Below are 21,775 nucleotides of genomic sequence, written 5' to 3' on the forward strand. Positions count from 1 at the left end.
GAGACCGATGAGGACTGACATGGCCCCTGCATGGCTGTGAAAAGCAGACTTGCGGGCCGGGGCATCAAACGGTATGGAGGCGCCTTCTAACGGTCAGCCGCCTTAGCTCAGCTGGTAGAGCATCGCATTCGTAATGCGAGGGTCAGGTGTTCAAGTCACCTAGGCGGCACCATTTTCCACGGGTTTGCTTCGCAAAATTTTCGATCCAGTGGATCGAAAATACGTGAGGAATGCGGCGGCAGCCGCCGCCTCCACGACTGATCTTACGGAATGAATGCCCCCGGCAGGGGCCATTTCCATACTTCCCGCTATACGTCGTTTCGCATGAAACGGGCTCAAGGCTGCCTCTTCCACCAGGCTGATTGTCCAGCCTTTTTCCAGCGGTTTCCCTCCGTCCTACCCTGTTGAGCCAGCAACAGAATTGCCAATTTTTCGTTCTTTCTGGCTTGGGGTTCACATTACATTCATGTTACCTGACCAAGGTTCGCCCGCGAACAGGGGCTATTTCAGGGGAATGTGCTGTGCGCAATACAGGGGGCGGGGGCGCTCGCTCTGACAGACAGCGACATTTTCTCCGCCGCTCGCCAGGTGCATGCCGGGTGGCCTTCTCTCCATGGATTTTCTTGATGCCGGACCGGTCTCCGCCAGAGCGCGGGAGGCCCTGCCGGCTTTTCTCCAATTGCATAAGAAAGGGAGTGATCTCGCATGCATAAGAACAGAACAAAAACACCAGCATGGATGCGGAAAGGGCTCGTCGCCCTGTTGCTGACCGTCAGCTCTGCCATGGCCTTCTCCGCGCCGGCAAGCGCCAAGGAATTCACCTATGAAAACCTGCTTTATCCCTGGATGAAGCTCGACAGCTATTTCGACTATGAAGCCTATGTCGACTGCTACATGCGCGAATACCGCAACGAGGTCTGGCAGCGCTCGCGGGAAGACGAGTTCATCAAGGACGAAAAACGCACCGAGACCATCGAGCTGATGAAAGGCCGGGTCGGCGAGGCCAATCTCGAAGATGTCTTCACGCTGCGCACCAAAAAGGAGTTCGGGGAATACGACTTCGACGCAGGCGTCTTCACCTTCAACCCCGTTTCCAAGACCGCCTATTTCTATGAGGCCAACCGCAGCGTCTGCAGCTTTCCCCAGACGCTGAAGGTCAAGTTCTCGAACTCGGACATCCTCGACGGCATCGAGATGAGCAAGGACGAGGCGCAGGCCTTCCTGACGTCGCGAAAGCGCGGCAGCAATGTCGACCGGTCGGTGACGATGGAAATCGACTTTGTCCTGACCGCCCGCGACGGCGAAATGCTTGTCGCGAACATTACCGAAGCGCGTGTCCTGAATATCGGGCAGTACAGAGACTATGATGGCGCCATCCTCGAGACCTTTGAGGGCTCTGCGCCGGCCGCCGCACCGGCTGTCGCGGCCAGCCCGCAATCGCTCTCGCTCTTCGGCATGGTGCCGGGCGGATCCCTGCAAACCCTGCGTGATGAGCTGCCGCGCGGCAGCCTTGTCTGCAGCCCGGCCGGCGATGAGTGCAAGGTTCACCTGAAGACCGGCCAGACGCTCGTCGCCAAGCTCGACAGCAGCGAAACCGTGACCTCGCTCGAGCATCGCGTGAAGCTCGGCGGCCAGTCGGTCGACGACACGGTGGACGAGCTGAAGGCGACCTATGGCATGCCGACCAGTGACAGGAACAAGGCCCCCAAGGCGGGCGGGTTCAGCACCTTTGGCCAGGTCCCGGCCCAGCCGGGCCAGCGCACGCTGGTCTGGCCATCGGAGAATTACGAACTCCAGGCCGTCATCTTCTATGGCGCCGGCGATCCGACCCAGGTCGTCACGACCATCCGGCCGCGTTAAGCTTTCAAGGGGAACAGACACCATGAAAACCTACATTTCCGCAGCATGTGCTGCGCTTGTCCTTGCAGTCATCCCAGCCTGTTCCGGCGGCGAAGGCGGCGGCAACAGCGGTGCCAGCAAGCTTGCGCAACTGGATCCGCCCGAAGCCCGTCAGAGATTGATGGAAAACGGCTACATGATCGACCAGAACGGCTTCCGCGAGGCGGTCGACTATCTCGATGCCGATACCGCGGCGCTCTTCATCGCTATGGGCTTCGATACCAATGCGATGGCCGACGCGCTGAGCTATCCGGTCAACCGGATGCAGACCTATGACGAAGCCAAACTGCGGGCCCACCTGGAAGCCAACCTTGGTGAGCCGGCCTATCGCGCGATCCTGGCGACCATGTTCGAGAATGGGATGCCACCAAGCGAAACCCTTGAAGCCCCATACACGACCAGCCTGACCGCCGAGGCCTTGCGGCTGGGCGATGAGGACTTCATCGGTTTTCTTGGGAAGCATGATGCCGACTGGAATGCCAAGCCGGGCTGTTATCAGCACCATCCCCGCTGCAAGAACCACGGAACCATGGCCGGCTGGCTGTTCTACATTCCTGCGACGAGATCCTGGACACTTGAAGAGTCGCTGGACGCCTATGAGCGGCTGCAAGGCCTGACCGGCGATGAGGAAGCCGGGGATGACACAACCGGCGAGACGTCAGCCGACCCCTATCTGATGGCCGCAATCGCCTATCACAAATTCCTGTGGTCGGCCGACAATGCGGACGTCGATGCCCTCTGGCAGGAGGTTGGCAGCCCGCGGCCAATCATGCCTTACGGTCAGACCGTCGAGGAAGAAGCCCAGAACAACACGCCGCTGAAATCCAGTGGTAATCCGGACTGGGACAAGAACAGCAAAGCCCTGCGCGGCCTCAGCAATTCGGGCAAGATGAGCAGCCAGCGGAGATATCTGAACAACGAGGTCTTCGGGTGTATCGCCGACAATGGCGGCGACTATTATGCCTGCCTGGAGAACCCGCCCGCAGAAGACTAGGGCTTACCTTGTAAAGGTCCTCATCAAGTCCCGGCAGGCAATGCTTGCCGGGACTTCTTTTTTGTGCCCAGCCCCTCAAGCCTGCTCTGCGGCCGGCGTCTCTTCTTTCCGGCCTGGATGCACGAGCTTGCGATACACGCGTGTCAGCGGGCTCTTCGCCAGCGGAATATAGGGCCGCTTGATGTCCGCGGCGGCGCGGGCATTCATCCGGACAAAGGCGAAGGCGGCGAGCACGAGATAGATCACCGCGATATAGATAAACAGCGCCGCCGGGTGGAAGAGCGACATCGCAACGGCGCCCGCCATCGCCCCGACCGTCGAGCCGACGCCGTGCAGCAGCAACAGGCCGCCGCTGGTCGCCACCGCCTTGCCGGGCGCGGCATGGTCATTCGCATGGGCCGCGCAGATCCCGAAGGTCGGAATGATGAGGCCGCCGAACAGGAAGGCCAGCCCCAGCAGCGCGCCCGAGGAAACACCCGCCAGCATGGCCAGCAGGATCGCCGCGCCTGCGCCCATCGCAGAACTCCCGATAATGACGAGGCGGCGGTCGATCCGGTCCGAGAGCCAGCCCATCGGGAACTGGAAGACGCCCGCGCCGATGATCGATGTGCTCATGAAGGCGGCAACCATCGCCGGCGCGTAGCCGACCTTCTGCACGAAGACCGGCGCGACGCCCCAGAACGCCGCATTGGCGAGCCCTGTCGCTGCCGCCCCGACAGCCCCCACCGGCGAGGTCCGGTACAGCTCGCCAATGTCGAGCCGCGCCGTCTCCAGCGGCGCCGGAGAGTCGATCCGGGTCAGCGCGACCGGTACCAGCGCCACCGAGATCAGGATCGAGACCAGCACGAAGAGGTGAAAGCCCGACGGCGAGGCCGTGGCGAGCAGCGCATTGCCGAGTGTCACCGCCCCGAGGTCGACCATCCGGTAGATCGAGAGGATCTTGCCGCGGTTTTCGTTCGTGGCCCGCTCATTGATCCAGCTCTCCAGCACCATGGTGAGCCCGGCAAAGCTGAAGCCGGTGATAAATCGCAGCACCGCCCAGGCGGTCGCGTCGACCACGAGCAGATGCGCCAGCGCACTGGAAGAGGCGACCGAAGCGAGGGCCACGAAAGCCCGGATATGCCCGACCGTCTTGATCGTCCCCGGCACGAAGCGGCAGCCGAGAATGAAGCCTGCAAAATAGGCCGAGGTCAGCGCCCCGATTACGGCGGTCGGGAAGCCTTCAAGATCGCCCCGCACCGCCAGCAGCGTGTTCTGAAGCCCGTTACCGGCATACAGGATCGCGGTCGCAAGCAGGAGCGAGGCAATGGTGGCGATAGACCTGAACATGTCGGCGGGAGCCTCCCGGTGGCGGCTGCAGCCTTGCATTGAGGCATAAGGCGACCGCCGAGGCATTCAAAAACGCCGAATGCTGGCGAATACTTCGCGACATGCGGGGAATTTGGGCAGTGCGAGGTGCGTTATGCGGCCAGCATCCGCCGCTCACAGCCCCAGCGGGTACTCCGCCACCGGGTCGTAGACGCTCTTCTTGCCGGGGCGCGGGATGCTTTCGAACAGGTGGAAGCGATCAGCCGTCCACGGGCCCGCGCGCACGACCTGCCAGCGCTCCGACCAGGCCATGGCGGCCTCGAGCGGGGTGTTGTTGCAATAGGCGAGCGTGATGTGCGGCTTGAAGGGCCGGGCATCCTTGTCGAGGCCGAGCCGGCCGGCGATCTTGCGGCACTGCCGGGACAGCTCTTCAAGGTCGGGCGTGCGCTTTACCGTGGCGAAGGCGGCATGCGGCTCCTTGCGGCCAAACCAGCCGACGCCTTCGATCTCGAGGTCGAATTGCGGACAGGCGATCTCGCCAATCTCGTCGTCCAGCGTCTCGGCGGCCGGTTCGCTGATCTCGCCGAAATAGGCGAGCGTGATATGGAAATGCTCGCGCTCGCGCCAGCTCGCCCCCTTGAGGTCGGTCTGGAGCGGCAGGAGGCGCTCGGCAACGGCGTCCGGCACGGGCAAGGCGGCAAACAGGGTCAGCATATCCCTGACTTCAAAACGGAAAATGCCCGGCCATCAAGACCGGGCATCTCCTAATCCGTGAAGACGCGCTCGCTGCAGCCTAGCTGGCGAGCTCGTCCAGCTTGCCGAAATGTTCAGCCAGCAGATAATAGAAGGTGACGCGGGACTTGTTGCCCCCCTCGGCCTTCATCTTCTCGCAGACCTTGCTCATCGCGGCGTCGATCTCGTCGTTTTTCTGCGCCAGGCCCAGCTTGCCACGGCAGAATTTCTCGCGAACACGTTGAAGTTCGCCCTGGTCCGAACAGGAGACCAGCGAGGAATCCCGGTTTCTCAGAGCGATTCCGAGATGCCCGACGATTTTCTCCGCTGCCTTCTGGTTGTATCCCTTGGCGTATTTCTTGACGTTATCCGCATAGGCCGATGCATCAGCCATATCGTTCCCCTTCCAGTTTTGTGTGTGCGTCCCACTACTGCAACTCGCGCAGCAGGCGACATGCTGCAATCACCACAACAGAAAGTCAAACAGTACTTTTCTTTACGGACAGGGCGATGGTTGTTGCAAATGAAGAGCATTCACATCTTCTTCCATACTCTCCGTCCAGTTGAGTTGGAACGCATCTATACACGCTTTCAACTGGTCGAGACTGGTCGCCCCGATGATGGTGGAGCCCATGAAAGGCCGTGAATCACAAAACCTGACCGCGAACTGCGCCGCGTCCACGCCATGCCGGGCCGCAAGGTCGACATAGGCGTTGATCGTCTTCTCCGCCGGCGGGGTCTCATAGCGCTGCAGCCGGTCGAAGAGCTGCTTGCGGGAGCCCTTCGGCAGGGCGCCGTCGCGATACTTGCCGGTGAGATAGCCCTGCGCCAGCGGGGAATAGGCCAGCAGGCTGACCTGCTCGCGCACACAGCACTCTTCCAGGCCGCCATCCTCGAAGGTGCGGTTGACCAGGCTGTAGGCATTCTGGATCGACTGCACCCGCGGCAGGCCGCGCGCCTCGCTCTCGGCGATGAAGCGCATCACCCCGTAGGGCGTCTCGTTGGACAGGCCGATATGACGGATGCGCCCGGCTTTCACATGCCTGTCGAGATGGGCAAGGATGTCCTCGAAGGGCTCATACTCGGTCTCATAGAGTTCCTGCTTCATGCGCCCGCCGAACAGGCCGACCGGCCGGTCCGGCCAGTGCAGCTGGTAGAGGTCGATATAGTCGGTCTGCAGGCGTTTCAGGCTTTTCTCGACGGCCTCGTCGACCTGCGCCCGGGTCTGGCGCGTCAGCGGCAAGTCCCCGTCGCGCGTCCATGTCATCGGCGAGCGGCCATTGATCTTGCTGGCGAGAATGATGTCCTTGCGCTTGCCGGTCTTCTTGAACCAGCTTCCGATGATCTTCTCCGTCGAGCCCTGTGTTTCCGGGCGTGGAGGGACAGCATACATTTCGGCGGTGTCGAAGAAATTGATGCCCTGTTCGACGGCATAATCCATCTGGGCGTGGCCTTCCGCCTCGGTGTTCTGTTCGCCCCATGTCATCGTGCCCAGGCAACAGGCGGTCACATGGAGGTCGCTGGTGCCGAGCCGGCGCTTGGTATCCTGCATAGTCAAATCCTATCATTTTGGTCACCAGATAAAATCAGACGGTCACCTTGTAGCAACCTGTTTTCCTTGAAGTAGGCGGGCATTTCGCCCATATTATCGACAATCGGCATGATCTCATGCCGGCCTTTCGAAAGAGGGATTAATGAACGACTTCAACACTTCTGTCGCCCGTGGCAGGTCAATGGATGCGAGCGTCGATCAGGGCCTCAGGTCCTTCATGCTCGGCGTCTATCAGAAACTGACCATCGGCATCGCGCTCTCCGGCGTGCTGGCCTTCGCGGCAGGCACGTGGGATCCGCTGACGGCGCTCATCTTCGGCACGCCGCTCTACTATGTGGTGGCTTTTGCCCCGGTGGTGCTGATCATGGGGTCCATGTTCTTCATGAAGAACCCGTCGCCGACCGGATCGGCCATACTCTACTGGGCGATCGTGACCTGTATCGGTCTCAGCCTCGGCGTGTACTTCTTCATGGCTGAGCAGAGCATGACCACGCAGACCGCCGGCGGCATCACCCAGTCGCTGAACTATATGACGATCACCAAGGCGTTCCTCATCACGGCATCGGCCTTCGCCGCCCTGTCGCTGTGGGGGTATACGACCAAGCGTGACCTGTCGCCGATCGGCAGCTTTGCCATCATGGCGATCTGGGCACTGTTCGCCGTCGCCGTCGTCTACATGTTCCTGCCGATGCTCGGCATCATGGAACCGTCTTCCGGCATGGAATGGCTGATCTCGGGCGGCTTCGCCCTGCTCTCGGCCGTGCTCGTCGCCTGGCAGACCCAGGAACTGAAGGAGGGCTATTACCAGCTCGCCCATGACGGCCGCAGCCTGGCCGTGATGACGAACTGGGGCGCGCTCAACTTCTTCATCATGTTCGTGAACATGTTCCGCTTCGTCCTGATGCTGCTCGCCTCGCGCGAATAAGCTCACGAAGCCAGACCACAAAAAGACGCCCCCGCAAGCGACTTGCGGGGGCGTTTTCGTTTCAGGGTCCAAAGAACCTGTGCCGCCGGGCCTCAGGTGCCCTTGGCATAGACCGGGAAGTCGCTCGCATCGCCATAATCCTTGATCGGCTTGGCATTCTTGAGCGTTTCCATGTCGGCCTCCGAAATCTCGAAATCGAGGGCCGCATTGCTCTTCATGTGATCCGGGTTCGCCGTCTTCGGCAGGGCCACAAAGCCGAGCTGAAGCACGTAACGGATCGAGAGCTGCGGGACGCTGACGCCATACTTCTCCGCCATCGCGCTGATCTCTTCATTGTCGAGGATCTTGCCATGGCCGATGGGCGAATAGGCTTCGACCAGTACGCCATTGTCCTCGATATGCTTGATCAGGTCGAACGGCGTGTTGCTGATATGCGCCAGGATCTGGTTGACCATCGGCTTCACCGAGCCGTTCTCGATCAGATTGTCGAGGTCCGGGGCCTGGAAGTTGGAGACGCCGATGGCGCGCAGCTTGCCGGCCTCAAGGGCCTCTTCCAGCGCTTTCCACGCGGCGAGGTTGCCGTCGAAGAAATGCTCGCCCTCGCGGAACTTGTCCCAAGGCTGCGGGGAGTGGATGATCATCATGTCGATCGTGTCCAGTCCCATCGTCTCGAGCGAACCGTCAATGGCGGCCTTCGCCTCGTCATAGTCCTTGATGCCCGCATCGAGCTTGGTCGTCACGAACAGCTTGTCGCGGGCGACGCTCGCGGTGCGCACGCCTTCGCCGACGCCGCGCTCATTGCCATAGGCCTGCGCGGTATCGATATGGCGATAGCCAAGGTCGACGGCCGCGCGAACCGCATCGGCCACCTTGTCGTCATCGATCATCCAGGTGCCGAGTCCGAGTTTCGGGATCTCGACGCCATTTGCCAGGGTATAGGTTTCGTCCAAAATCATCGTGTCTTGCCTTTCTTGCAGGGCTAGGGCTCTTGCGAGCCATTCATCTGTCCGGATCGGGCTTTGCGGGCCGCCCTGTCCCGGCCGACAGCGGTAGCCGCCCGATCCAACGCCTTGTGATTTGGGGTGGAGGTGCGGGCCAGATAACCGGCGCAAATGTGAATGTACTCATGAGGGGAGATCATAAATCGGCCTCCGCGCGCCCGCGTGGCCTCCTCCGCCGCCCTTTGGCCTTGACGCTTCGGGACGGCGGTGACACGCTTGGAACAGATCGGGAACTCATGACCGGAGAGGGCGATGGCTGACGATCATCTCAATCCGTGCGCCGGCGATATCTGCCGTGGGGTGCTGCGCCTTTTCGCCGACATGAACTTTGCCGGCGTCACCGAGATGACGCTGGCAAATGGGCGCCGCGCCGACATTGCCGCCATTGGGCCGAAGGGCGAGGTCACCATTGTCGAGGTGAAAAGCTCGGTCGCCGATTTCCGCGCAGACGGCAAGTGGCCGGACTACCGCCCCTTCTGCGACCGCTTCTATTTCGCCGTCAGCCACGGCTTCCCGCATGAGCTCATCCCTCAGGAGACCGGCCTTATCGTCGCCGACGGGTTCGGCGGCGCGGTCCTGCGCGAGCCCGATGTCACCCCGCTCGCAGCCGCCCGGCGCAAGGCCGTGACGCTGCGCTTTGCCCGGCTCGCTGCCAGCCGCTTCGTCCAGCTGGCCGCCCAGCCCCAGACGCCGGAGGCGGTGAGATAGAAAACTGGACGCCTGCGCCCAAAAACCTTAGCTCCACGCCCATGAGCCTTGCCTATCCCCTTGCCAGAACGGCTGACGACGCCCTCACAGGGGCCGGTCAGGCCGCGCGCACGCGCTATGATGCCGAGGCGCTGGCCGGGGATACGCCGGTCCTGTCGCTGGAAACCGAATGGATCAAACCCGACGCAGACGCGCTGCCGGCCCTCTTGAAACAGGCCGAAGCCGGCGAAGCGAAGGGCTTCATCCAGACCTATGAGGATGCCGACGGCCAGCCGGTCCTGGCAGTCACCTACTGGAAGCTTGGCAAGGCAGCGAAGACATCCGCCCCGAAGCCGGCCGCCGAGGCAAAGCCCGACAAGCCGAAACCGGCGAAGAAACAGAAGACGGAAGAGGATCACACCGACGACCTCTATTTCCGCCACACAAAGGGCCGCAAACCGCGCAAGAAACCGGTCGATCCGCGCCAGATGGACCTCTTCCTCAGCCCCGACGCGCGCGGCTATGAGAGCAAGGATCCGAACAATCCGAACACCATGCTCACCGAGGAAGAAGGCGACGGCACCACTTTTGGCGGCTGACAGGTGCAGGTCCGGCGCGGCGTAAAACCCGCGCCAGAGCGCCTATACGAAATAGGGCGACGCGAAGGCTGCCACCGCCAGCGTCATCGCGATCAGGAAGATGCCGAAAAGAACCTTCAGGCCCGGCCGCTCCTCGAGCGGAACGCCGCGCCACCACGAGTGGAATGTCTCACGTTCAGCCATGCGCCGAGTTTAACAAATCGGCCCGGCCAGCTCAAATTCAGGCAGGCTTGAAGGTCAGTGCGACGCCATTGTTGCAATAGCGCAGGCCCGTGGGTTTCGGCCCGTCATTGAAGACATGGCCCTGATGGCCGAGGCAGCGCGCGCAGTGATATTCGGTGCGCTCCATCCAGAGCTTGTTGTCGGGCTTGGTGGCCAGATTGCCCTCGATATAGCTCCAGAAGCTCGGCCAGCCGGTGCCGCTTTCATATTTCCAGTCCGACTTGAACAGCGGCAGGTCGCAACCCTTGCAGTGGAAAGTGCCTTCGCGCTTTTCCTCATTCAGCGGCGAGGTGTGCGCGCGTTCGGTGTCTTCCTTGCGCAGCACGGCAAAGGCCTCCGGCGAGAGACGCTCGCGCCAGTCGGCCTCGCTCAGCGCGCGCCATTCGGTGTCGGAATACTGGGCTTCGGCCGCGACGGCCTCCTCGGCCTGGCCCTTGCCGTTCGTACACGCCGCGAGGATCGTGCCCGCCACACCGCCAAGCAGAACACCGCGTCTCGAAATCCTGTCAATAAATCCAGTCATGCGGCTGATATAGGCGGCGCATTAACGCCGTCGACACACAAATCCGTGTGGATGCCGCGAGATGGCGTGAAGATGTGTTCTGAGGGGTCGCCAAGGCCGCGCCGAAACACTAGAACCCGCCCTCGTCGAGAAGGTTAACCGGAGCAAGACCCATGGAAGACGGAAAGCTGTCTGATGCCGCGCGCGAGAAGCTGCGCCTGACGGTGGAGCGCGTAGAGCGTCTGGAAGAGGAAAAGAAGGAAGTCGCCGACCAGATCAAGGATGTCTATGCCGAGGCGAAATCCATGGGCTATGACACCAAGATCCTCCGCCAGGTCATCAAGCTGCGCAAGCAGGACCGCGAGGAGCGCCAGGAGCAGGAAAGCCTGCTGGAAACCTACATGATCGCACTGGGCGAGATGTAGTCAGTCGCCCTGCCAGTGTTCCGGGCGCGGGCCGAGCCCGATGGCCCGCGCCGGCAGCCGCCGCAGCATCGGCACCGCATTCAGCAGCTTCACGAAAAGCGGCGGTTTCAGCATTCCGTTCGCCTTCAGCGCGGGGGTGAGGATGCGCTCATGCGCGAAGATCTGCGCCGACTGGGTGATCCGGGCCGGCCATTCGCGCCGCTTCTGCACCGCTTCCAGCGTCTCGTGGCGCACCGAACCGGCCTTGAGGTCGGCTTCGAGGATCCGCGCCGCCGCCACGGCATCCTGCAGGGCGAGATTGATCCCCACCCCGCCGACCGGGGACATGGCATGCGCGGCGTCCCCGATGGCGAGAAAGCCCTCGCGCCACCAGCAATTGAGCCGGCTGACCTGGACATCCAGCGATTTCACCTCGTCCAGACTGGTCACCGCCTCGACCGCACCCTGCAGGTGCGGCGCGATCCGGGCCACGCGGGAGCGGAAGGCCTCCACTCCGGCGGCGCGCATCCCGGCCTCGCAGCCCTTCTCGATAATCAGCGCGCACTGCCAGTAGTCGCCACGATTGATCGTCACCAGGAAGCCGCCCGCACGGGCATAGCCGAGCGACTGGTTGCCGCCTTCCTCAAACTGGCGCGGCAGGCGGAACCAGAGCACATCGATCGGCGCCCCCTTTTCCTCAAGCGCCAGGCCGGCCGCCTCGCGCAGCGTCGAGGCCCGCCCGTCGGCGGCGACCACAAGCGGGGCGTGGATTTCATATGTCATCTCGCCGCTCGTCGCCCACACCCCGCACACCCGGCCCTCATCGACCAGCAGCTCATCGGCCCCGGTCGACATCATCAGCCGGAAGTTTGGCAGCTTGCGCGCTTCATCGGCGAGGAAATCCAAAAACTCCCATTGCGGCATGAAGGCGACATAACGCGCCTCGACCGGCAAATAGCGGAAGTCGACGATCTTGTAGGGCTTGCCTTCGAGATAGAGCGAAACCTTCTCGGTGCGCTCGTGCGGGCGCTCAAGGAAAGCCTCCAGCAGCCCCAGCTCGTGCAGCACCTGCATGGTGGAGGGATGAACGGTGTCACCGCGAAAATCGCGCAGGAAGTCGTCATGCTTTTCGAGAACGGTGACGTCGATCCCCTGGCGCGCCAGCAGGTAGCCGAGCATCATCCCGGCCGGGCCGCCCCCGGCAATGCAGCACCCCGTCTCGATCTGCTCGGCCACAACGCGCTCCTCCGTTTCTGTACGGAGGACAACGTGCCGCTTGGTAATCCGTTCAAACCGGCCCGGATTTTATCGCCGCAGCGACGCCTTACTGCCAGACAAACCCGCCATCGACGAAGATCGACTGGGCCGTCACGAAGGACGACCCCGGGCTGCAGAGCCAGAGCACCGTGCTGGCGATTTCCTCAGGCTGGCCCAGCCGGTCGAGCGGGATGGAAGCCAGCAGATCCTCCTCTTTCAGCTCGCCCTTCTCCAGCATGCCGGTCACCATCGGCGTGGCGATCGTGCCAGGGCAGACGGCATTGATGCGGATGCCGCGGCCGGCATACTCCAGCGCCGCGCTGCGAGTGATGCCGATAACGGCGTGCTTCGAGCCATGATAGGCGGCCATGCCGAAATCGTTGCAGATCAGCCCGCCAATCGACGAGCAATTGACGATGGCACCGCTGCCCTGCCCGCGCATGTGCTGCAGCTCATGCTTCATGCAGGCCCAGACGCCGCAATAATTGACGGCGTTCACCTTCTCGAAATCCTCATAGGTAAGGTCGGCGACATCAGTGGTCGGCACCTGGATACCGGCATTGTTGTAAGCCATGTCGAGGCGCCCGAAGTCTGACACCGTACGCTCCACCGTGGCGGCCACCTGCGCCTCATCGGTGACATCGCAGGCCACGCCCATCGCCTTGCCGCCGGCGGTGGTGATCGCCTCAACCGCCCTATCCAGCGCCTCGCCGCCAAGGTCCGCCAGCGTGACGGCGGCCCCGGCCTCGGCGAAGGCCCTGGCCGTGGCGAGCCCCATGCCGGACGCGGCCCCTGTCACCAGGGCCACCTGTCCCGAAAAATCGTACTGTACACTCATCCAGATCGCCCTTTCCTGTGCCGGCTATCTCGCCCGTTGACCGCCCGTCATCTGGGGTATCGCACCGTTTCCGCAACCCGTTCCGGACAGACCGGACACAACCTCTGGCGCGTTCCCTTTGTATTCCGCCCAAACCTGATTAGATTTCGCGAACCATGGGACGCGAGATCGACGAGCGAAAGAAACGCAAGGCCCTGCGCAAGCTGCGCAAGGCGGCCGAGCTTGCCGAGCGCGGCGAGGGCCCGCCGCTGTCGGACTGGGAGCGCGAATTCCTGGAAGAGGTCGAGGAGCGCATCGAGACCTATGGCTCGGCCTTCGCGGACCCGGAGAAAGGCAGTCTCGAAGACCCGATGTCGGCGCTGCAGAGCCAGAAACTGCGCGAGATCGACAAGAAGGCCCGCGGCAAGGGCGGCGGCTTCAAGACGCGCAAGCCGCTTGGCGCGAAGAAGAAACCGGCCTACAGCCCCCGCGTGCGCCAGATCGACGATGACACCGAAGACGACAACCCGCCCGAGCCGCCCGAGCCCAGGCCGAAGCGCCCGGCGCTCGGCGTGATCCGCGGCAGCGAGCTGCCCGACCGGGGCGATACCGCCCGCAAGGCCGCCTCCGAAAAGGCCAGCGAGGATCCGCCGGCCAAACGTCCCGCCTTCCGCGTCATCAGGGGTGGCAAGGATGACGCCTGACCAGCAGGCGTTCTGGGACCGCTTTCAAACCGAAACAGGCGACCAGCGCAAACCCCACGACATCTTTGCTTTTGGCGACAGCCCGGACATGGCCGCAGAGCTTCTGGACCTGGTGCTCGCCGGCACCAAGCGCGCGACGGCGACCCGGCTCAAACTCTTCCAGCTCGAGCAGAAGCGCCCGCCCGCGGCTGGCGACCTGTCGATGATCCTGGACGGGGCCGACCGGCCCGCCTGCGTCATCGAGACGACGGCGGTGAACATCGCGCCCTTCAACACCGCGACGGAAGAGTTCGCCTATATCGAGGGCGAAGGCGACCGGACCCTCGAATCCTGGCGCCAGGCGCATCTGGCCTATTTCCGCCGCGAATGCGCGCGCGAGGGCACGGTATTTGCCGCCATCGAACCCATCGTCTTCGAGCAGTTCCGCCTTATCTGGACTCCGGACATGCAATAGCAGACCTTCCGGTCTGAAAGCTTATGGAGCTTGAAGATGAAAACCGTCGTGATCACGGGCGCCTCAACCGGCATCGGCCGGGCCGCCGCCGAATATCTGGCCGGCCAGGGCTGGCGCGTCTATGCCGGGGTGCGCAAGCATTCAGACGGCGAACCGCTCAAAGCCGCGAACGCCAACATCCACCCGCTCATCCTCGATGTCGCCAAGCCCGACCAGGTGAAGGCGGCTGTCCAGACCGTCTCGAAGGCGCTGGAGGGCCAGACGCTGGACGGGCTCGTCAACAATGCCGGCATCGCGAATATGGGCCCGCTGGCGCTGCAGCCCATGGACGAGTTCCAGCAGCATTTCGACGTCAATGTCTTCGGCCTGATGCGCACCACCCAAGCCTTCCTGCCGCTGCTCGGCATGGACGAGGCCCGCACCGGCGAGCCCGGCCGGATCGTCAACATCACCTCCGTCGGCGGGCGGCTGTCGGCGCCTTTCCTCGGGGCCTATGCCGCGACGAAGCATGCCGTCGAAGCGCTGACCGACAGCCTGCGCCGCGAGCTTCTCGTTTATGGCATCGACGCCATCGCCATCGGTCCGGGCTCAGTGAAGACGCCGATCTGGGACAAGGCCGAGGACATGAACAGGCATGAGCCCTACGCCAATACGGTCTGGGCCAAACCGATCGAGCAGTTCGCCGATGTCATGCTGAAGGGCGGACGCGAGGGCCTCGACCCGAAAGTGATCGGCGAGACCATCGAAAAGGCACTCACCAGGGACAAGCCGAAGGCGCGCTATGCGCCGGTGCCGGACAAACTCACCAACTGGATCATCCCGACCCGCCTGCCGAAACGCATGGTCGACGGGATCATGGCCAAGCGCTTCGGCCTTGCCCGCAAAGCCTGATCACGCCATCAGGACGAGCGCGAGGATGCTGCCCGTCAGAACGGTCAGCCCGGCAAATTCCCGCGCATTGATGGTTTCCTTGAACACAAACCAGGAGGTCGCGATCGTGAAGATGATCTCGACCTGACCGACGGCGCGAACATGCGCGGCATTTTCCAGCGTCATCGCCGTGAACCAGCCGAGCGAGGCCGTCATCCCGACGAGGCCGACCAGCACGGTCACCCGCCAGGCCGCGAAGATGCGGGTCAGCTCGCCGGCCTCGCGCAGTTTCAGCCAGGCCGCGATGACCAGCGCCTGAAACACCAGCACGGCGGCGAGCGTCAGGCTGGCGCGCACCAGCGCCGGCCCGTCGCCGAGCGAGAGCGACGCACCGCGGAAACACACCGCAGAAAGCCCGTAGAGCCCGCCCGAAATGAGGCCGTAGACGATCCGTCCGTCCAGCGCGAACCGCGACCGTCCCGCCTCGGTGGGCAGCGAGATCAGCAATATGCCGACGAGCCCGGCAACAATGGCGAGCAAGGCGGAAAGGCTGATACCCTCGCCAAGCAGGACGAGGCTGAACAGCGCCGTCTGCAACACCTCGGTCTTGGTGAAAGCAGTCCCGACTGCGAAGTTGCGGTGGGAGAAGAGGTGGATCATGCACCCCGTCGCGACGATCTGGGCCAGCCCGCCAATCGCCATCATCAGGAAGAAATGCCCGCCGGGCGGGGTCACCCCTGTCCCGCTTGCCTGCCAGACGATCAACGCCGCCAGCACCGCAAACGGGGCCGCGAAAATGAAGCGGGCCGAGGTCGCCCCCCAGACGCTCAGTTCCGCGCGCAGCTTCTTCTGCAGCAGCGAGCGCAGATTCTGCAGAAAGGCCGCCGCAAAGGTGATGGGAATCCAGACAGGCATCCGCGCGCTTGTTCAGCGCATTGCCGCAGCTGTCAACGACACGCCCGTCAGAGCAGCCAGAGCAGAACGCCGAGCGCGAGCGTGCCGCCAGCGAACAGCGCGGTGATCGTGCCATAGGCGATATGGCTCATCGGCTCCGCATTGTGGGCTTCCATGCGCTGAGCGAGGTCGCAGGCCTTGCGATAGGCGAGATAGAAGACGATCACTGCGATCAGGATGAAAATCGACGCGCCCAGCTTGGCCAGCCAGGTCGGCTCGACCGCCCGGAAGATCGCCTGAAAACCGAGCCCGATGCCGGCCGAGGCCAGCCCGGTGCGCATCCAGCCGGCAAAGGTGCGCTCATTGGCGAGGATGGTGCGATCCTCGGCATAGTCGGTCCGGTCTTCGGCCAGATCGGTCCTGTTCTCGGCCAGCTCTTCTGTCGTGGGCATACAAAAGATAACCGCGCTGGGGCGGTTTCGTTTCAGGCGCGCGGATGGGCGGCCTTGTGAACGGCCCGCAGGCGCTCGGAATCGACCCCGGTATAGACCTGCGTCGTCGACAGGCTGGCATGGCCGAGCAGGGTCTGGATCGCGCGCAAATCGGCCCCGTGGGAGAGGAGATGCGTGGCGAAGGCGTGGCGCAACGCATGCGGGGTCGCGGTTTCCGGCAGCCCGAGCGCGCCGCGCAGGACCTGGACATTCTTCTGGACGATGGCCGCCTGCAGCCGCTTGCCGCGCACGCCGTAGAAGAAGGGCGTCTCTTTCGTCAGCGGATACGGGCAGAGCCGCGCATACTCGCCCATCGCCTGGCGCACCGCCGGGATCAGCGGCACGATACGGGTCTTGCCGCCCTTGCCGGTGATGCGCAGCCGCTCCGGCGCGGGGACCGCATCGCCATTCAGGCCCAGTGCTTCGGAAATGCGAAGCCCGCCGCCATAGAGCAGCGTCAGCACGGCGGCATCGCGCGCGGCCACCCAGGGCTCTTCGGCGAAGGCGTCGGCGGTCTCGATCATGTCGCGCGCCGCGGCGATCGAGACCGGTCGCGGCAGGCGTGCCCCGCGCTTCGGCCCCTGCAGAAAGGCGATCTCCGGGTTCTCGATACCGTGATGATTGTCGAGCCAGTGATAGAAGGTCTTGATGGCCGAGAGCACGCGCGCAATCGAGGCATCCGACAGCCCCTCGCGCCGGCGGCTGGCCAGAAAGGCGCGGATGTCGCTGGCATGCAGGTGGCGGAAGATCTTGATGGCCACCTCCTGGCCGAGATGCTCCTCGAGAAAGCCGAAGAAGCGGCGCAGGTCATGGCCATAGGCCTCGACCGTATTGTCGGCCAGCCGGCGCTGCTGGCGGACATGCTCGAGAAAAGCAGACAGGATTTCCATGGCCCGGAGTGTCAGCGCGATGTCTTAAGGGGGGATTTATCATCCGCGCCTGCGCGGGAGACCGCCGCTCGCCGCACCTGATGGGTGACGGAATCAGCTCACGCGACTAAACCTCTCAAGACTCATGAAACTCGCGCGCATCCTCTTCCCGCTGCCCCTGCCCGAGCCGTTCGACTACGCCATTCCCGAAGGTCTGGCCGTCGAAGCGGGCAGCTATGTTCGCGCCCCGCTCGGCAAGATCGAGCGCACCGGCGTCGTCTGGGAGGTGAAGGAGCGCGCGCCCGACGATGAGCGCGAGCTGAAAGCCGTTCTCGACGTCTTCCCCGTCCCGCCCATGACCCCAGCGATGCGCAAATTCATCGGCTTTGCCGCGCGCTACAATGTCGCTCATCCGGGCCATGTCCTGGCCATGGTGCTGCGCGCCCGTGGGGGCTTGCGGCCCTCGCCCACCCAGACGCTCTATGTGCCCACCGGCCACCGCTCCAACCGCATGACGGATGCGCGCGTGAAAGTGCTCGATGCCGCGCGCGACATCGGCCCGACCAGTGCGGCGGAACTCGCCCGCGCCGCCGGGGTCTCGCCCGGCGTGGTGAAGGGCCTTGTCGAGACCGGCTCGCTGGAGGCCCGCGAGGTCGAGACCGACACGCCCTACCCGCCGCCGACCAATTTCGGCCGCGGCGACCACCTCACCGGCGAACAGCGCGAGGCCGGTGAGATATTGCGTGCGCAGATTGCGGAGGGCGGCTTCCAGCCCTTCCTGCTCGACGGCATCACCGGCTCGGGCAAGACGGAAGTTTACTTCGAGGCCATCGCCGAGGCGCTGTCGAAGGCAGACGACGCGCAGGTGCTGGTCCTCCTGCCGGAGATCGCGCTGACGCAAGCGGTGCTGAAACGCTTCGAGGAACGCTTCGGCGCCCCGCCCGCGCCCTGGCACTCATCGCTGAGTGATGCCGAACGCCGGCGCACCTGGCGCGAGACCGCGCATGGCCGCGCGCGCATCGTCATCGGCGCCCGCTCGGCCCTCTTCCTGCCCTTCCGCAATCTGAAGCTCATCATCATCGACGAGGAGCACGACACCAGTTTCAAGCAGGAGGATGGCGTCACCTATCATGCGCGCGACATGGGCGTGATGCGGGCCAAGCTGGAGGACGCCGCCATCATCCTCGCCTCGGCCACGCCCGCGCTCGAAACCGTGGTGAATGCCGAGGCCGGGCGGTATCAGCGCCTGAAGCTCTCGGCCCGGCCCGGCGCGGCGAAACTGCCGGAGATCGAACTGGTCGACCTGCGCACCGATCCGCCCGAAAAAGGCCACTGGCTCTCCTCGAAACTCACCCACGCCATGCAGGAGACGTTCGCGGCTGGCGAGCAGAGCCTGCTTTTCCTGAACCGGCGCGGCTATGCGCCGCTGGTTATCTGCAAGGCCTGCGGCGAACGGCTGAAAAGCCCGGCGACCGAAAGCTGGCTCACCGAGCACCGCTACACCAACCGGCTCGTCTGCCACCTCACCGGCTGGTCAATGCCGAAGCCGAAGGCGTGTCCGATGTGCGGGGCGAAGGATTCGCTGATGGGCGTCGGCCCCGGCGTCGAACGCGTCGCGGAGGAAGTGCGCCAGCTGCTGCCACAGGCGCGCGTGGAGATTTTCTCCTCCGACACCGCCCAGACCGGCGAGGATACGCGCGGGATCGTCGAGCGCATGGCCAATGGCGAGATCGATGTGCTGATCGGCACCCAGATCGTCGCCAAGGGCCACAATTTCCCGAACCTGACCCTGGTCGGCATTGTCGATGCTGACAGCTCGATGAAGGGCGGGGATCTGCGCGCGGGCGAGCGGACCTATCAGCTCCTCTCCCAGGTGGCGGGCCGCGCCGGCCGCGCCGAACGCCCGGGCCGTGCCCTGGTGCAGACCTATGGCCCGGAAAACCCCGCCATGATCGCGCTCGCGGCCGGGGACCGGGACGGATTCCTGCAGATCGAGCGCGATGTCCGCGCCGAGCTGGGCCTGCCGCCCTTCGGGCGTATGGCGTCCCTGATCATGTCGGCGCCCTCGGCGGAGATGATCGCGGAAGCCGGAAAAATTGCCGGGGCGGCGGCCCCGAACGGGGACGGCGTCACCGTCTACGGCCCGGCCCCGGCCCCCATCGCCATCCTGCGCGGACGCCACAGGATCCGCTTTCTCGTGACAAGCGCGCGCGACATCGACCTGTCGGCCTACATGACCGCCTGGCTTGGCGCGATGAAGCTGCCATCCGCGGTCCGGGTCTCGGCGGATATTGATCCGTATTCCTTCCTTTAGCGCACAAAAGTGCCAATCGGTCGCAACTCTACCGCTGCCCCCATGTTGTCAGCCTCCAAACGAAGTGCTAAGCGCCCCTCCAAGCATCGGGTTGGGGCATCCGCCTGCCAGCCCATTTAATCGTGTTCAACTCCTCGGGCGCCTGCCCTCAACAGACGGAAAAAGGTCTTGGCCGCATCTTCCGCCTCCCATGCCAATGAAACGGCGCGCCGCTATGCGAGCGCCCTGTTCGACCTCGCCGAAGAAAAAGGCGCGCTCGAAACGGTTGCCACCGATCTCAAGGATGTCCTCGCCATGGCGAAGGGCAGCAAAGATCTTACCCTGCTTCTGGAATCTCCCGCCTTCGGGCGCGAGGAAAAGGCAAAGGCGCTCGTCGCCCTTGCCGACAAGGCAGGCCTCGGCAAGCTCGTCTCCAACTTTCTTGCCACCATGGCCTCGAATGGCCGCTCGGATGAAATCCTCGACGCGGCCGGCCACTTCGACGAGCTCTATGCCCGTCACCGCGGTGTGAAGCGTGCCATCGCCCGCACCGCCGAAGAAATGACCGCTGAACAGCGCCAGAAACTTGAAGCCGTTCTGGCAAAAGCTGTAGGCAGCGACATCGAATTGGAAACCGAGGTCGTCGCTGACCTCATCGGCGGCATACAGCTGCGCGTCGGATCGACCCTGATCGATGCCAGCGTCGCCTCCAAACTTGACCGTATGAACACCGCCATGAAGGGAGCTTAGGGGCTCAATGGACATCAGCGCTGCAGAAATTTCAGGTATCCTGAAATCCCAGATCGAGAATTTTGGTGTCGAGGCCGAGGTCTCCGACGTTGGACAGGTCCTGTCCGTCGGTGACGGGATCGCCCGTGTCTATGGCCTCGACAATGTCCAGGCCGGTGAAACCGTCGAATTCGACGGCGGCATCAAGGGCATGGCCCTCAACCTTGAAGCCGACAATGTCGGCGTCGTGATTTTCGGCGACGACCGCGGCATCAAGGAAGGCGACAACGTCAAGCGGACCAACGAGATTGTGGCCGCCCCGGTCGGCAAGGGCCTGCTGGGCCGTGTCGTGAACCCGCTGGGTGAGCCGATCGACGGCAAGGGCGAAATCCCCGACGTCGCTTCGCGGAACCGGGTCGACGTGAAAGCGCCGGGCATCCTGCCGCGTAAATCCGTCCACGAGCCGATGATGACCGGCCTGAAAGCCATTGACGGCATGATCCCGGTCGGCCGCGGCCAGCGCGAGCTGGTCATTGGTGACCGTCAGACCGGCAAGACCGCGATCTGCATCGACACCATCCTGAACCAGAAGCAGACCAACGATGCCGCCAAGGACGACAGCGAGAAGCTGTTCTGCGTCTATGTCGCCATCGGCCAGAAGCGCTCCACGGTGGCCCAGGTCGTCAAGACGCTCGAAGAGCGCGGCGCGCTGGACTACACCGTCATCGTGACGGCGACTGCCTCCGAGCCGGCCCCGCTGCAATATCTTGCGCCGTTCACCGGCTGCACGATCGGCGAATGGTTCCGCGACAACGGCATGCACGCCCTCATCATCTATGATGACCTCTCCAAGCAGGCTGTGGCCTATCGCCAGATGTCGCTGCTGCTGCGCCGCCCGCCGGGCCGCGAAGCCTATCCGGGCGACGTGTTCTACCTCCACTCCCGCCTGCTCGAGCGCGCGGCGAAGCTGAACGAGGATCATGGTTCGGGCTCTCTGACGGCCCTGCCGATCATTGAGACCCAGGCCAATGACGTGTCGGCCTATATTCCGACAAACGTCATCTCGATCACCGACGGTCAGATCTTCCTCGAGACCGACCTCTTCAACTCCGGTATCCGTCCGGCCGTGAACGTCGGCCTGTCGGTGTCGCGTGTGGGCTCCTCGGCCCAGACGAAAGCGATGAAGAAGGTTGCCGGCTCGATGAAGGGCGAACTCGCCCAGTATCGCGAGATGGCCGCCTTTGCGAAATTCGGTTCCGACCTCGACGCCGCCACCCAGCGCCTGCTGAACCGCGGCGAGCGCCTGACCGAGCTTCTCAAGCAGCCGCAATTCTCGCCGCTGCAGATGGAAGAGCAGGTTGTCGTTCTCTATGCCGGTACGCGCGGTTTCCTCGACGGGGTTCCGACCCGGGAAGTCACCCGCTATGAGCGCGAGCTGCTGAGCCATCTTCGCGGTGCGAAGAAGGACCTGCTGGCCCAGATCCGCAAGGAGAAGGCGCTCACCGACGAGATCGATGCCGACATCAAGGCAACCCTCGAAGAGTTCACCAAGACCTTCGCCTAATCTGGCCC

24 protein-coding genes and 1 tRNA gene are annotated in these 21,775 nt (G+C 63.6%); 13 read left to right on the plus strand and 12 right to left on the minus strand.

Features of this window, described 5'->3' with window-relative positions; genetic code table 11:
* The first annotated feature begins 96 nt into the window (after window positions 1-96).
* The 3 genes from B8784_RS15365 to B8784_RS15375 all read left to right on the plus strand — a co-directional run bounded on the left by B8784_RS15365 (window position 97) and on the right by B8784_RS15375 (window position 2,893).
* Window positions 97-172: transfer RNA gene (locus B8784_RS15365), tRNA-Thr, on the plus strand.
* 533 nt (window positions 173-705) lie between these two features.
* Window positions 706-1,860 (plus strand): DUF4852 domain-containing protein, encoded by a 1,155-nt coding sequence (locus B8784_RS15370; RefSeq protein WP_084398796.1) that lies wholly within the window; start codon window positions 706-708, stop codon window positions 1,858-1,860.
* Between the two features lie 22 nt (window positions 1,861-1,882).
* Window positions 1,883-2,893, plus strand: a complete 1,011-nt coding sequence (locus B8784_RS15375) for a hypothetical protein (protein ID WP_084398797.1) — start codon at window positions 1,883-1,885, stop codon at window positions 2,891-2,893.
* Between the two features lie 75 nt (window positions 2,894-2,968).
* Here the strand turns inward: B8784_RS15375 and B8784_RS15380 are convergent, their stop codons facing one another.
* The 4 genes from B8784_RS15380 to B8784_RS15395 all read right to left on the minus strand — a co-directional run bounded on the left by B8784_RS15380 (window position 2,969) and on the right by B8784_RS15395 (window position 6,485).
* Window positions 2,969-4,222, minus strand: coding sequence for an MFS transporter (locus B8784_RS15380; RefSeq protein WP_084398798.1), 1,254 nt, complete (start codon window positions 4,220-4,222; stop codon window positions 2,969-2,971).
* Between the two features lie 153 nt (window positions 4,223-4,375).
* Window positions 4,376-4,915, minus strand: coding sequence for an RNA 2',3'-cyclic phosphodiesterase (thpR, locus tag B8784_RS15385; RefSeq protein WP_084398799.1), 540 nt, complete (start codon window positions 4,913-4,915; stop codon window positions 4,376-4,378).
* A gap of 79 nt (window positions 4,916-4,994) precedes the next feature.
* Window positions 4,995-5,327 (minus strand): DUF2853 family protein, encoded by a 333-nt coding sequence (locus B8784_RS15390; protein WP_084398800.1) that lies wholly within the window; start codon window positions 5,325-5,327, stop codon window positions 4,995-4,997.
* Window positions 5,328-5,429: 102 nt separating this feature from the next.
* The gene (locus tag B8784_RS15395; protein WP_084398801.1) at window positions 5,430-6,485 is read right to left on the minus strand and encodes an aldo/keto reductase; all 1,056 of its coding nucleotides are present in this window, start codon (window positions 6,483-6,485) and stop codon (window positions 5,430-5,432) included.
* Between the two features lie 142 nt (window positions 6,486-6,627).
* Here B8784_RS15395 and B8784_RS15400 point away from each other — a divergent pair, with 142 nt between their 5' ends.
* The gene (locus B8784_RS15400) at window positions 6,628-7,410 is read left to right on the plus strand and encodes a Bax inhibitor-1/YccA family protein (protein ID WP_233356179.1); all 783 of its coding nucleotides are present in this window, start codon (window positions 6,628-6,630) and stop codon (window positions 7,408-7,410) included.
* Window positions 7,411-7,502: 92 nt separating this feature from the next.
* Here B8784_RS15400 and B8784_RS15405 read toward each other — a convergent pair whose 3' ends face one another.
* The gene (locus tag B8784_RS15405) at window positions 7,503-8,366 is read right to left on the minus strand and encodes an aldo/keto reductase (RefSeq protein ID WP_084398802.1); all 864 of its coding nucleotides are present in this window, start codon (window positions 8,364-8,366) and stop codon (window positions 7,503-7,505) included.
* 297 nt (window positions 8,367-8,663) lie between these two features.
* On the opposite strand from B8784_RS15405, the gene B8784_RS15410 reads away from it, so the two are divergent.
* The gene (locus B8784_RS15410) at window positions 8,664-9,119 is read left to right on the plus strand and encodes an MmcB family DNA repair protein (protein ID WP_084398803.1); all 456 of its coding nucleotides are present in this window, start codon (window positions 8,664-8,666) and stop codon (window positions 9,117-9,119) included.
* Window positions 9,120-9,160: 41 nt separating this feature from the next.
* A complete protein-coding gene (locus B8784_RS15415) occupies window positions 9,161-9,697 on the plus strand; it encodes a hypothetical protein (RefSeq protein WP_084398804.1) in 537 nt (178 codons plus the stop codon).
* A gap of 42 nt (window positions 9,698-9,739) precedes the next feature.
* Here the strand turns inward: B8784_RS15415 and B8784_RS21665 are convergent, their stop codons facing one another.
* Both B8784_RS21665 and msrB read right to left on the minus strand, forming a co-directional pair.
* Window positions 9,740-9,880: a hypothetical protein gene (locus B8784_RS21665; protein ID WP_158085704.1), complete on the minus strand. Its 141-nt coding sequence runs from the start codon at window positions 9,878-9,880 to the stop codon at window positions 9,740-9,742.
* Between the two features lie 37 nt (window positions 9,881-9,917).
* The gene (gene msrB, locus B8784_RS15420; RefSeq protein ID WP_084398805.1) at window positions 9,918-10,442 is read right to left on the minus strand and encodes a peptide-methionine (R)-S-oxide reductase MsrB; all 525 of its coding nucleotides are present in this window, start codon (window positions 10,440-10,442) and stop codon (window positions 9,918-9,920) included.
* Between the two features lie 167 nt (window positions 10,443-10,609).
* On the opposite strand from msrB, the gene B8784_RS15425 reads away from it, so the two are divergent.
* Complete coding sequence (locus B8784_RS15425; protein WP_084398825.1) at window positions 10,610-10,846, plus strand: DUF2312 domain-containing protein; 237 nt, start codon at window positions 10,610-10,612, stop codon at window positions 10,844-10,846.
* On the opposite strand, the gene B8784_RS15430 is transcribed toward B8784_RS15425, so the two are convergent.
* Window positions 10,847-12,061 carry an FAD-dependent oxidoreductase gene (locus tag B8784_RS15430; protein WP_084398806.1) on the minus strand — a complete coding sequence of 405 codons (1,215 nt, stop codon included), beginning with the start codon at window positions 12,059-12,061 and terminating at the stop codon, window positions 10,847-10,849.
* A gap of 88 nt (window positions 12,062-12,149) precedes the next feature.
* Window positions 12,150-12,920: an SDR family NAD(P)-dependent oxidoreductase gene (locus B8784_RS15435; protein WP_084398807.1), complete on the minus strand. Its 771-nt coding sequence runs from the start codon at window positions 12,918-12,920 to the stop codon at window positions 12,150-12,152.
* Window positions 12,921-13,075: 155 nt separating this feature from the next.
* Between B8784_RS15435 and B8784_RS21795 the strand changes: the two genes are divergently transcribed.
* Genes B8784_RS21795 through B8784_RS15450 form a run of 3 tightly spaced genes read left to right on the plus strand, consistent with a single transcriptional unit; the run spans window position 13,076 to window position 14,948 of the window.
* Window positions 13,076-13,603 carry a hypothetical protein gene (locus B8784_RS21795; protein ID WP_084398808.1) on the plus strand — a complete coding sequence of 176 codons (528 nt, stop codon included), beginning with the start codon at window positions 13,076-13,078 and terminating at the stop codon, window positions 13,601-13,603.
* Window positions 13,593-14,057 carry an ASCH domain-containing protein gene (locus B8784_RS15445; protein WP_084398809.1) on the plus strand — a complete coding sequence of 155 codons (465 nt, stop codon included), beginning with the start codon at window positions 13,593-13,595 and terminating at the stop codon, window positions 14,055-14,057. The genes B8784_RS21795 and B8784_RS15445 overlap by 11 nt, the downstream gene beginning before the upstream one ends.
* 36 nt (window positions 14,058-14,093) lie before the next feature.
* On the plus strand, window positions 14,094-14,948 hold the full coding sequence (locus tag B8784_RS15450) for an SDR family oxidoreductase (RefSeq protein ID WP_084398810.1): 855 nt from the start codon (window positions 14,094-14,096) through the stop codon (window positions 14,946-14,948).
* On the opposite strand, the gene B8784_RS15455 is transcribed toward B8784_RS15450, so the two are convergent.
* The 3 genes from B8784_RS15455 to B8784_RS15465 are packed head-to-tail and all read right to left on the minus strand — an operon-like array spanning window position 14,949 to window position 17,202.
* Window positions 14,949-15,842, minus strand: a complete 894-nt coding sequence (locus B8784_RS15455) for a DMT family transporter (protein ID WP_084398811.1) — start codon at window positions 15,840-15,842, stop codon at window positions 14,949-14,951.
* A 47-nt stretch (window positions 15,843-15,889) separates the two neighbouring features.
* The gene (locus tag B8784_RS15460) at window positions 15,890-16,273 is read right to left on the minus strand and encodes a YidH family protein (RefSeq protein ID WP_084398812.1); all 384 of its coding nucleotides are present in this window, start codon (window positions 16,271-16,273) and stop codon (window positions 15,890-15,892) included.
* Window positions 16,274-16,305: 32 nt separating this feature from the next.
* Complete coding sequence (locus B8784_RS15465; RefSeq protein WP_084398813.1) at window positions 16,306-17,202, minus strand: tyrosine recombinase XerC; 897 nt, start codon at window positions 17,200-17,202, stop codon at window positions 16,306-16,308.
* A gap of 124 nt (window positions 17,203-17,326) precedes the next feature.
* Here B8784_RS15465 and B8784_RS15470 point away from each other — a divergent pair, with 124 nt between their 5' ends.
* The 3 genes from B8784_RS15470 to atpA all read left to right on the plus strand — a co-directional run bounded on the left by B8784_RS15470 (window position 17,327) and on the right by atpA (window position 21,767).
* Window positions 17,327-19,495: a primosomal protein N' gene (locus tag B8784_RS15470; RefSeq protein WP_084398814.1), complete on the plus strand. Its 2,169-nt coding sequence runs from the start codon at window positions 17,327-17,329 to the stop codon at window positions 19,493-19,495.
* A 168-nt stretch (window positions 19,496-19,663) separates the two neighbouring features.
* Complete coding sequence (atpH, locus tag B8784_RS15475; RefSeq protein ID WP_084398815.1) at window positions 19,664-20,224, plus strand: ATP synthase F1 subunit delta; 561 nt, start codon at window positions 19,664-19,666, stop codon at window positions 20,222-20,224.
* 7 nt (window positions 20,225-20,231) lie between these two features.
* Window positions 20,232-21,767 (plus strand): F0F1 ATP synthase subunit alpha, encoded by a 1,536-nt coding sequence (gene atpA / locus B8784_RS15480; RefSeq protein ID WP_084398816.1) that lies wholly within the window; start codon window positions 20,232-20,234, stop codon window positions 21,765-21,767.
* Window positions 21,768-21,775: the final 8 nt, after the last annotated feature.

Source organism: Henriciella aquimarina, from assembly GCF_002088975.1.
Taxonomy (GTDB): domain Bacteria; phylum Pseudomonadota; class Alphaproteobacteria; order Caulobacterales; family Hyphomonadaceae; genus Henriciella; species Henriciella aquimarina.

Coding starts and splice junctions, on each gene's coding strand:
- B8784_RS15370 (WP_084398796.1), top strand. CDS start 706: ATGCATAAGAACAGAACAAAAACACCAGCATGGATGCGGAAAGGGCTC.
- B8784_RS15375 (WP_084398797.1), top strand. CDS start 1,883: ATGAAAACCTACATTTCCGCAGCATGTGCTGCGCTTGTCCTTGCAGTC.
- B8784_RS15380 (WP_084398798.1), bottom strand. CDS start 4,222: ATGTTCAGGTCTATCGCCACCATTGCCTCGCTCCTGCTTGCGACCGCG.
- thpR (WP_084398799.1), bottom strand. CDS start 4,915: ATGCTGACCCTGTTTGCCGCCTTGCCCGTGCCGGACGCCGTTGCCGAG.
- B8784_RS15390 (WP_084398800.1), bottom strand. CDS start 5,327: ATGGCTGATGCATCGGCCTATGCGGATAACGTCAAGAAATACGCCAAG.
- B8784_RS15395 (WP_084398801.1), bottom strand. CDS start 6,485: ATGCAGGATACCAAGCGCCGGCTCGGCACCAGCGACCTCCATGTGACC.
- B8784_RS15400 (WP_233356179.1), top strand. CDS start 6,628: ATGAACGACTTCAACACTTCTGTCGCCCGTGGCAGGTCAATGGATGCG.
- B8784_RS15405 (WP_084398802.1), bottom strand. CDS start 8,366: ATGATTTTGGACGAAACCTATACCCTGGCAAATGGCGTCGAGATCCCG.
- B8784_RS15410 (WP_084398803.1), top strand. CDS start 8,664: ATGGCTGACGATCATCTCAATCCGTGCGCCGGCGATATCTGCCGTGGG.
- B8784_RS15415 (WP_084398804.1), top strand. CDS start 9,161: ATGAGCCTTGCCTATCCCCTTGCCAGAACGGCTGACGACGCCCTCACA.
- B8784_RS21665 (WP_158085704.1), bottom strand. CDS start 9,880: ATGGCTGAACGTGAGACATTCCACTCGTGGTGGCGCGGCGTTCCGCTC.
- msrB (WP_084398805.1), bottom strand. CDS start 10,442: ATGACTGGATTTATTGACAGGATTTCGAGACGCGGTGTTCTGCTTGGC.
- B8784_RS15435 (WP_084398807.1), bottom strand. CDS start 12,920: ATGAGTGTACAGTACGATTTTTCGGGACAGGTGGCCCTGGTGACAGGG.
- B8784_RS21795 (WP_084398808.1), top strand. CDS start 13,076: ATGGGACGCGAGATCGACGAGCGAAAGAAACGCAAGGCCCTGCGCAAG.
- B8784_RS15445 (WP_084398809.1), top strand. CDS start 13,593: ATGACGCCTGACCAGCAGGCGTTCTGGGACCGCTTTCAAACCGAAACA.
- B8784_RS15450 (WP_084398810.1), top strand. CDS start 14,094: ATGAAAACCGTCGTGATCACGGGCGCCTCAACCGGCATCGGCCGGGCC.
- B8784_RS15455 (WP_084398811.1), bottom strand. CDS start 15,842: ATGCCTGTCTGGATTCCCATCACCTTTGCGGCGGCCTTTCTGCAGAAT.
- B8784_RS15460 (WP_084398812.1), bottom strand. CDS start 16,273: ATGCCCACGACAGAAGAGCTGGCCGAGAACAGGACCGATCTGGCCGAA.
- B8784_RS15465 (WP_084398813.1), bottom strand. CDS start 17,202: ATGGAAATCCTGTCTGCTTTTCTCGAGCATGTCCGCCAGCAGCGCCGG.
- B8784_RS15470 (WP_084398814.1), top strand. CDS start 17,327: ATGAAACTCGCGCGCATCCTCTTCCCGCTGCCCCTGCCCGAGCCGTTC.
- atpA (WP_084398816.1), top strand. CDS start 20,232: ATGGACATCAGCGCTGCAGAAATTTCAGGTATCCTGAAATCCCAGATC.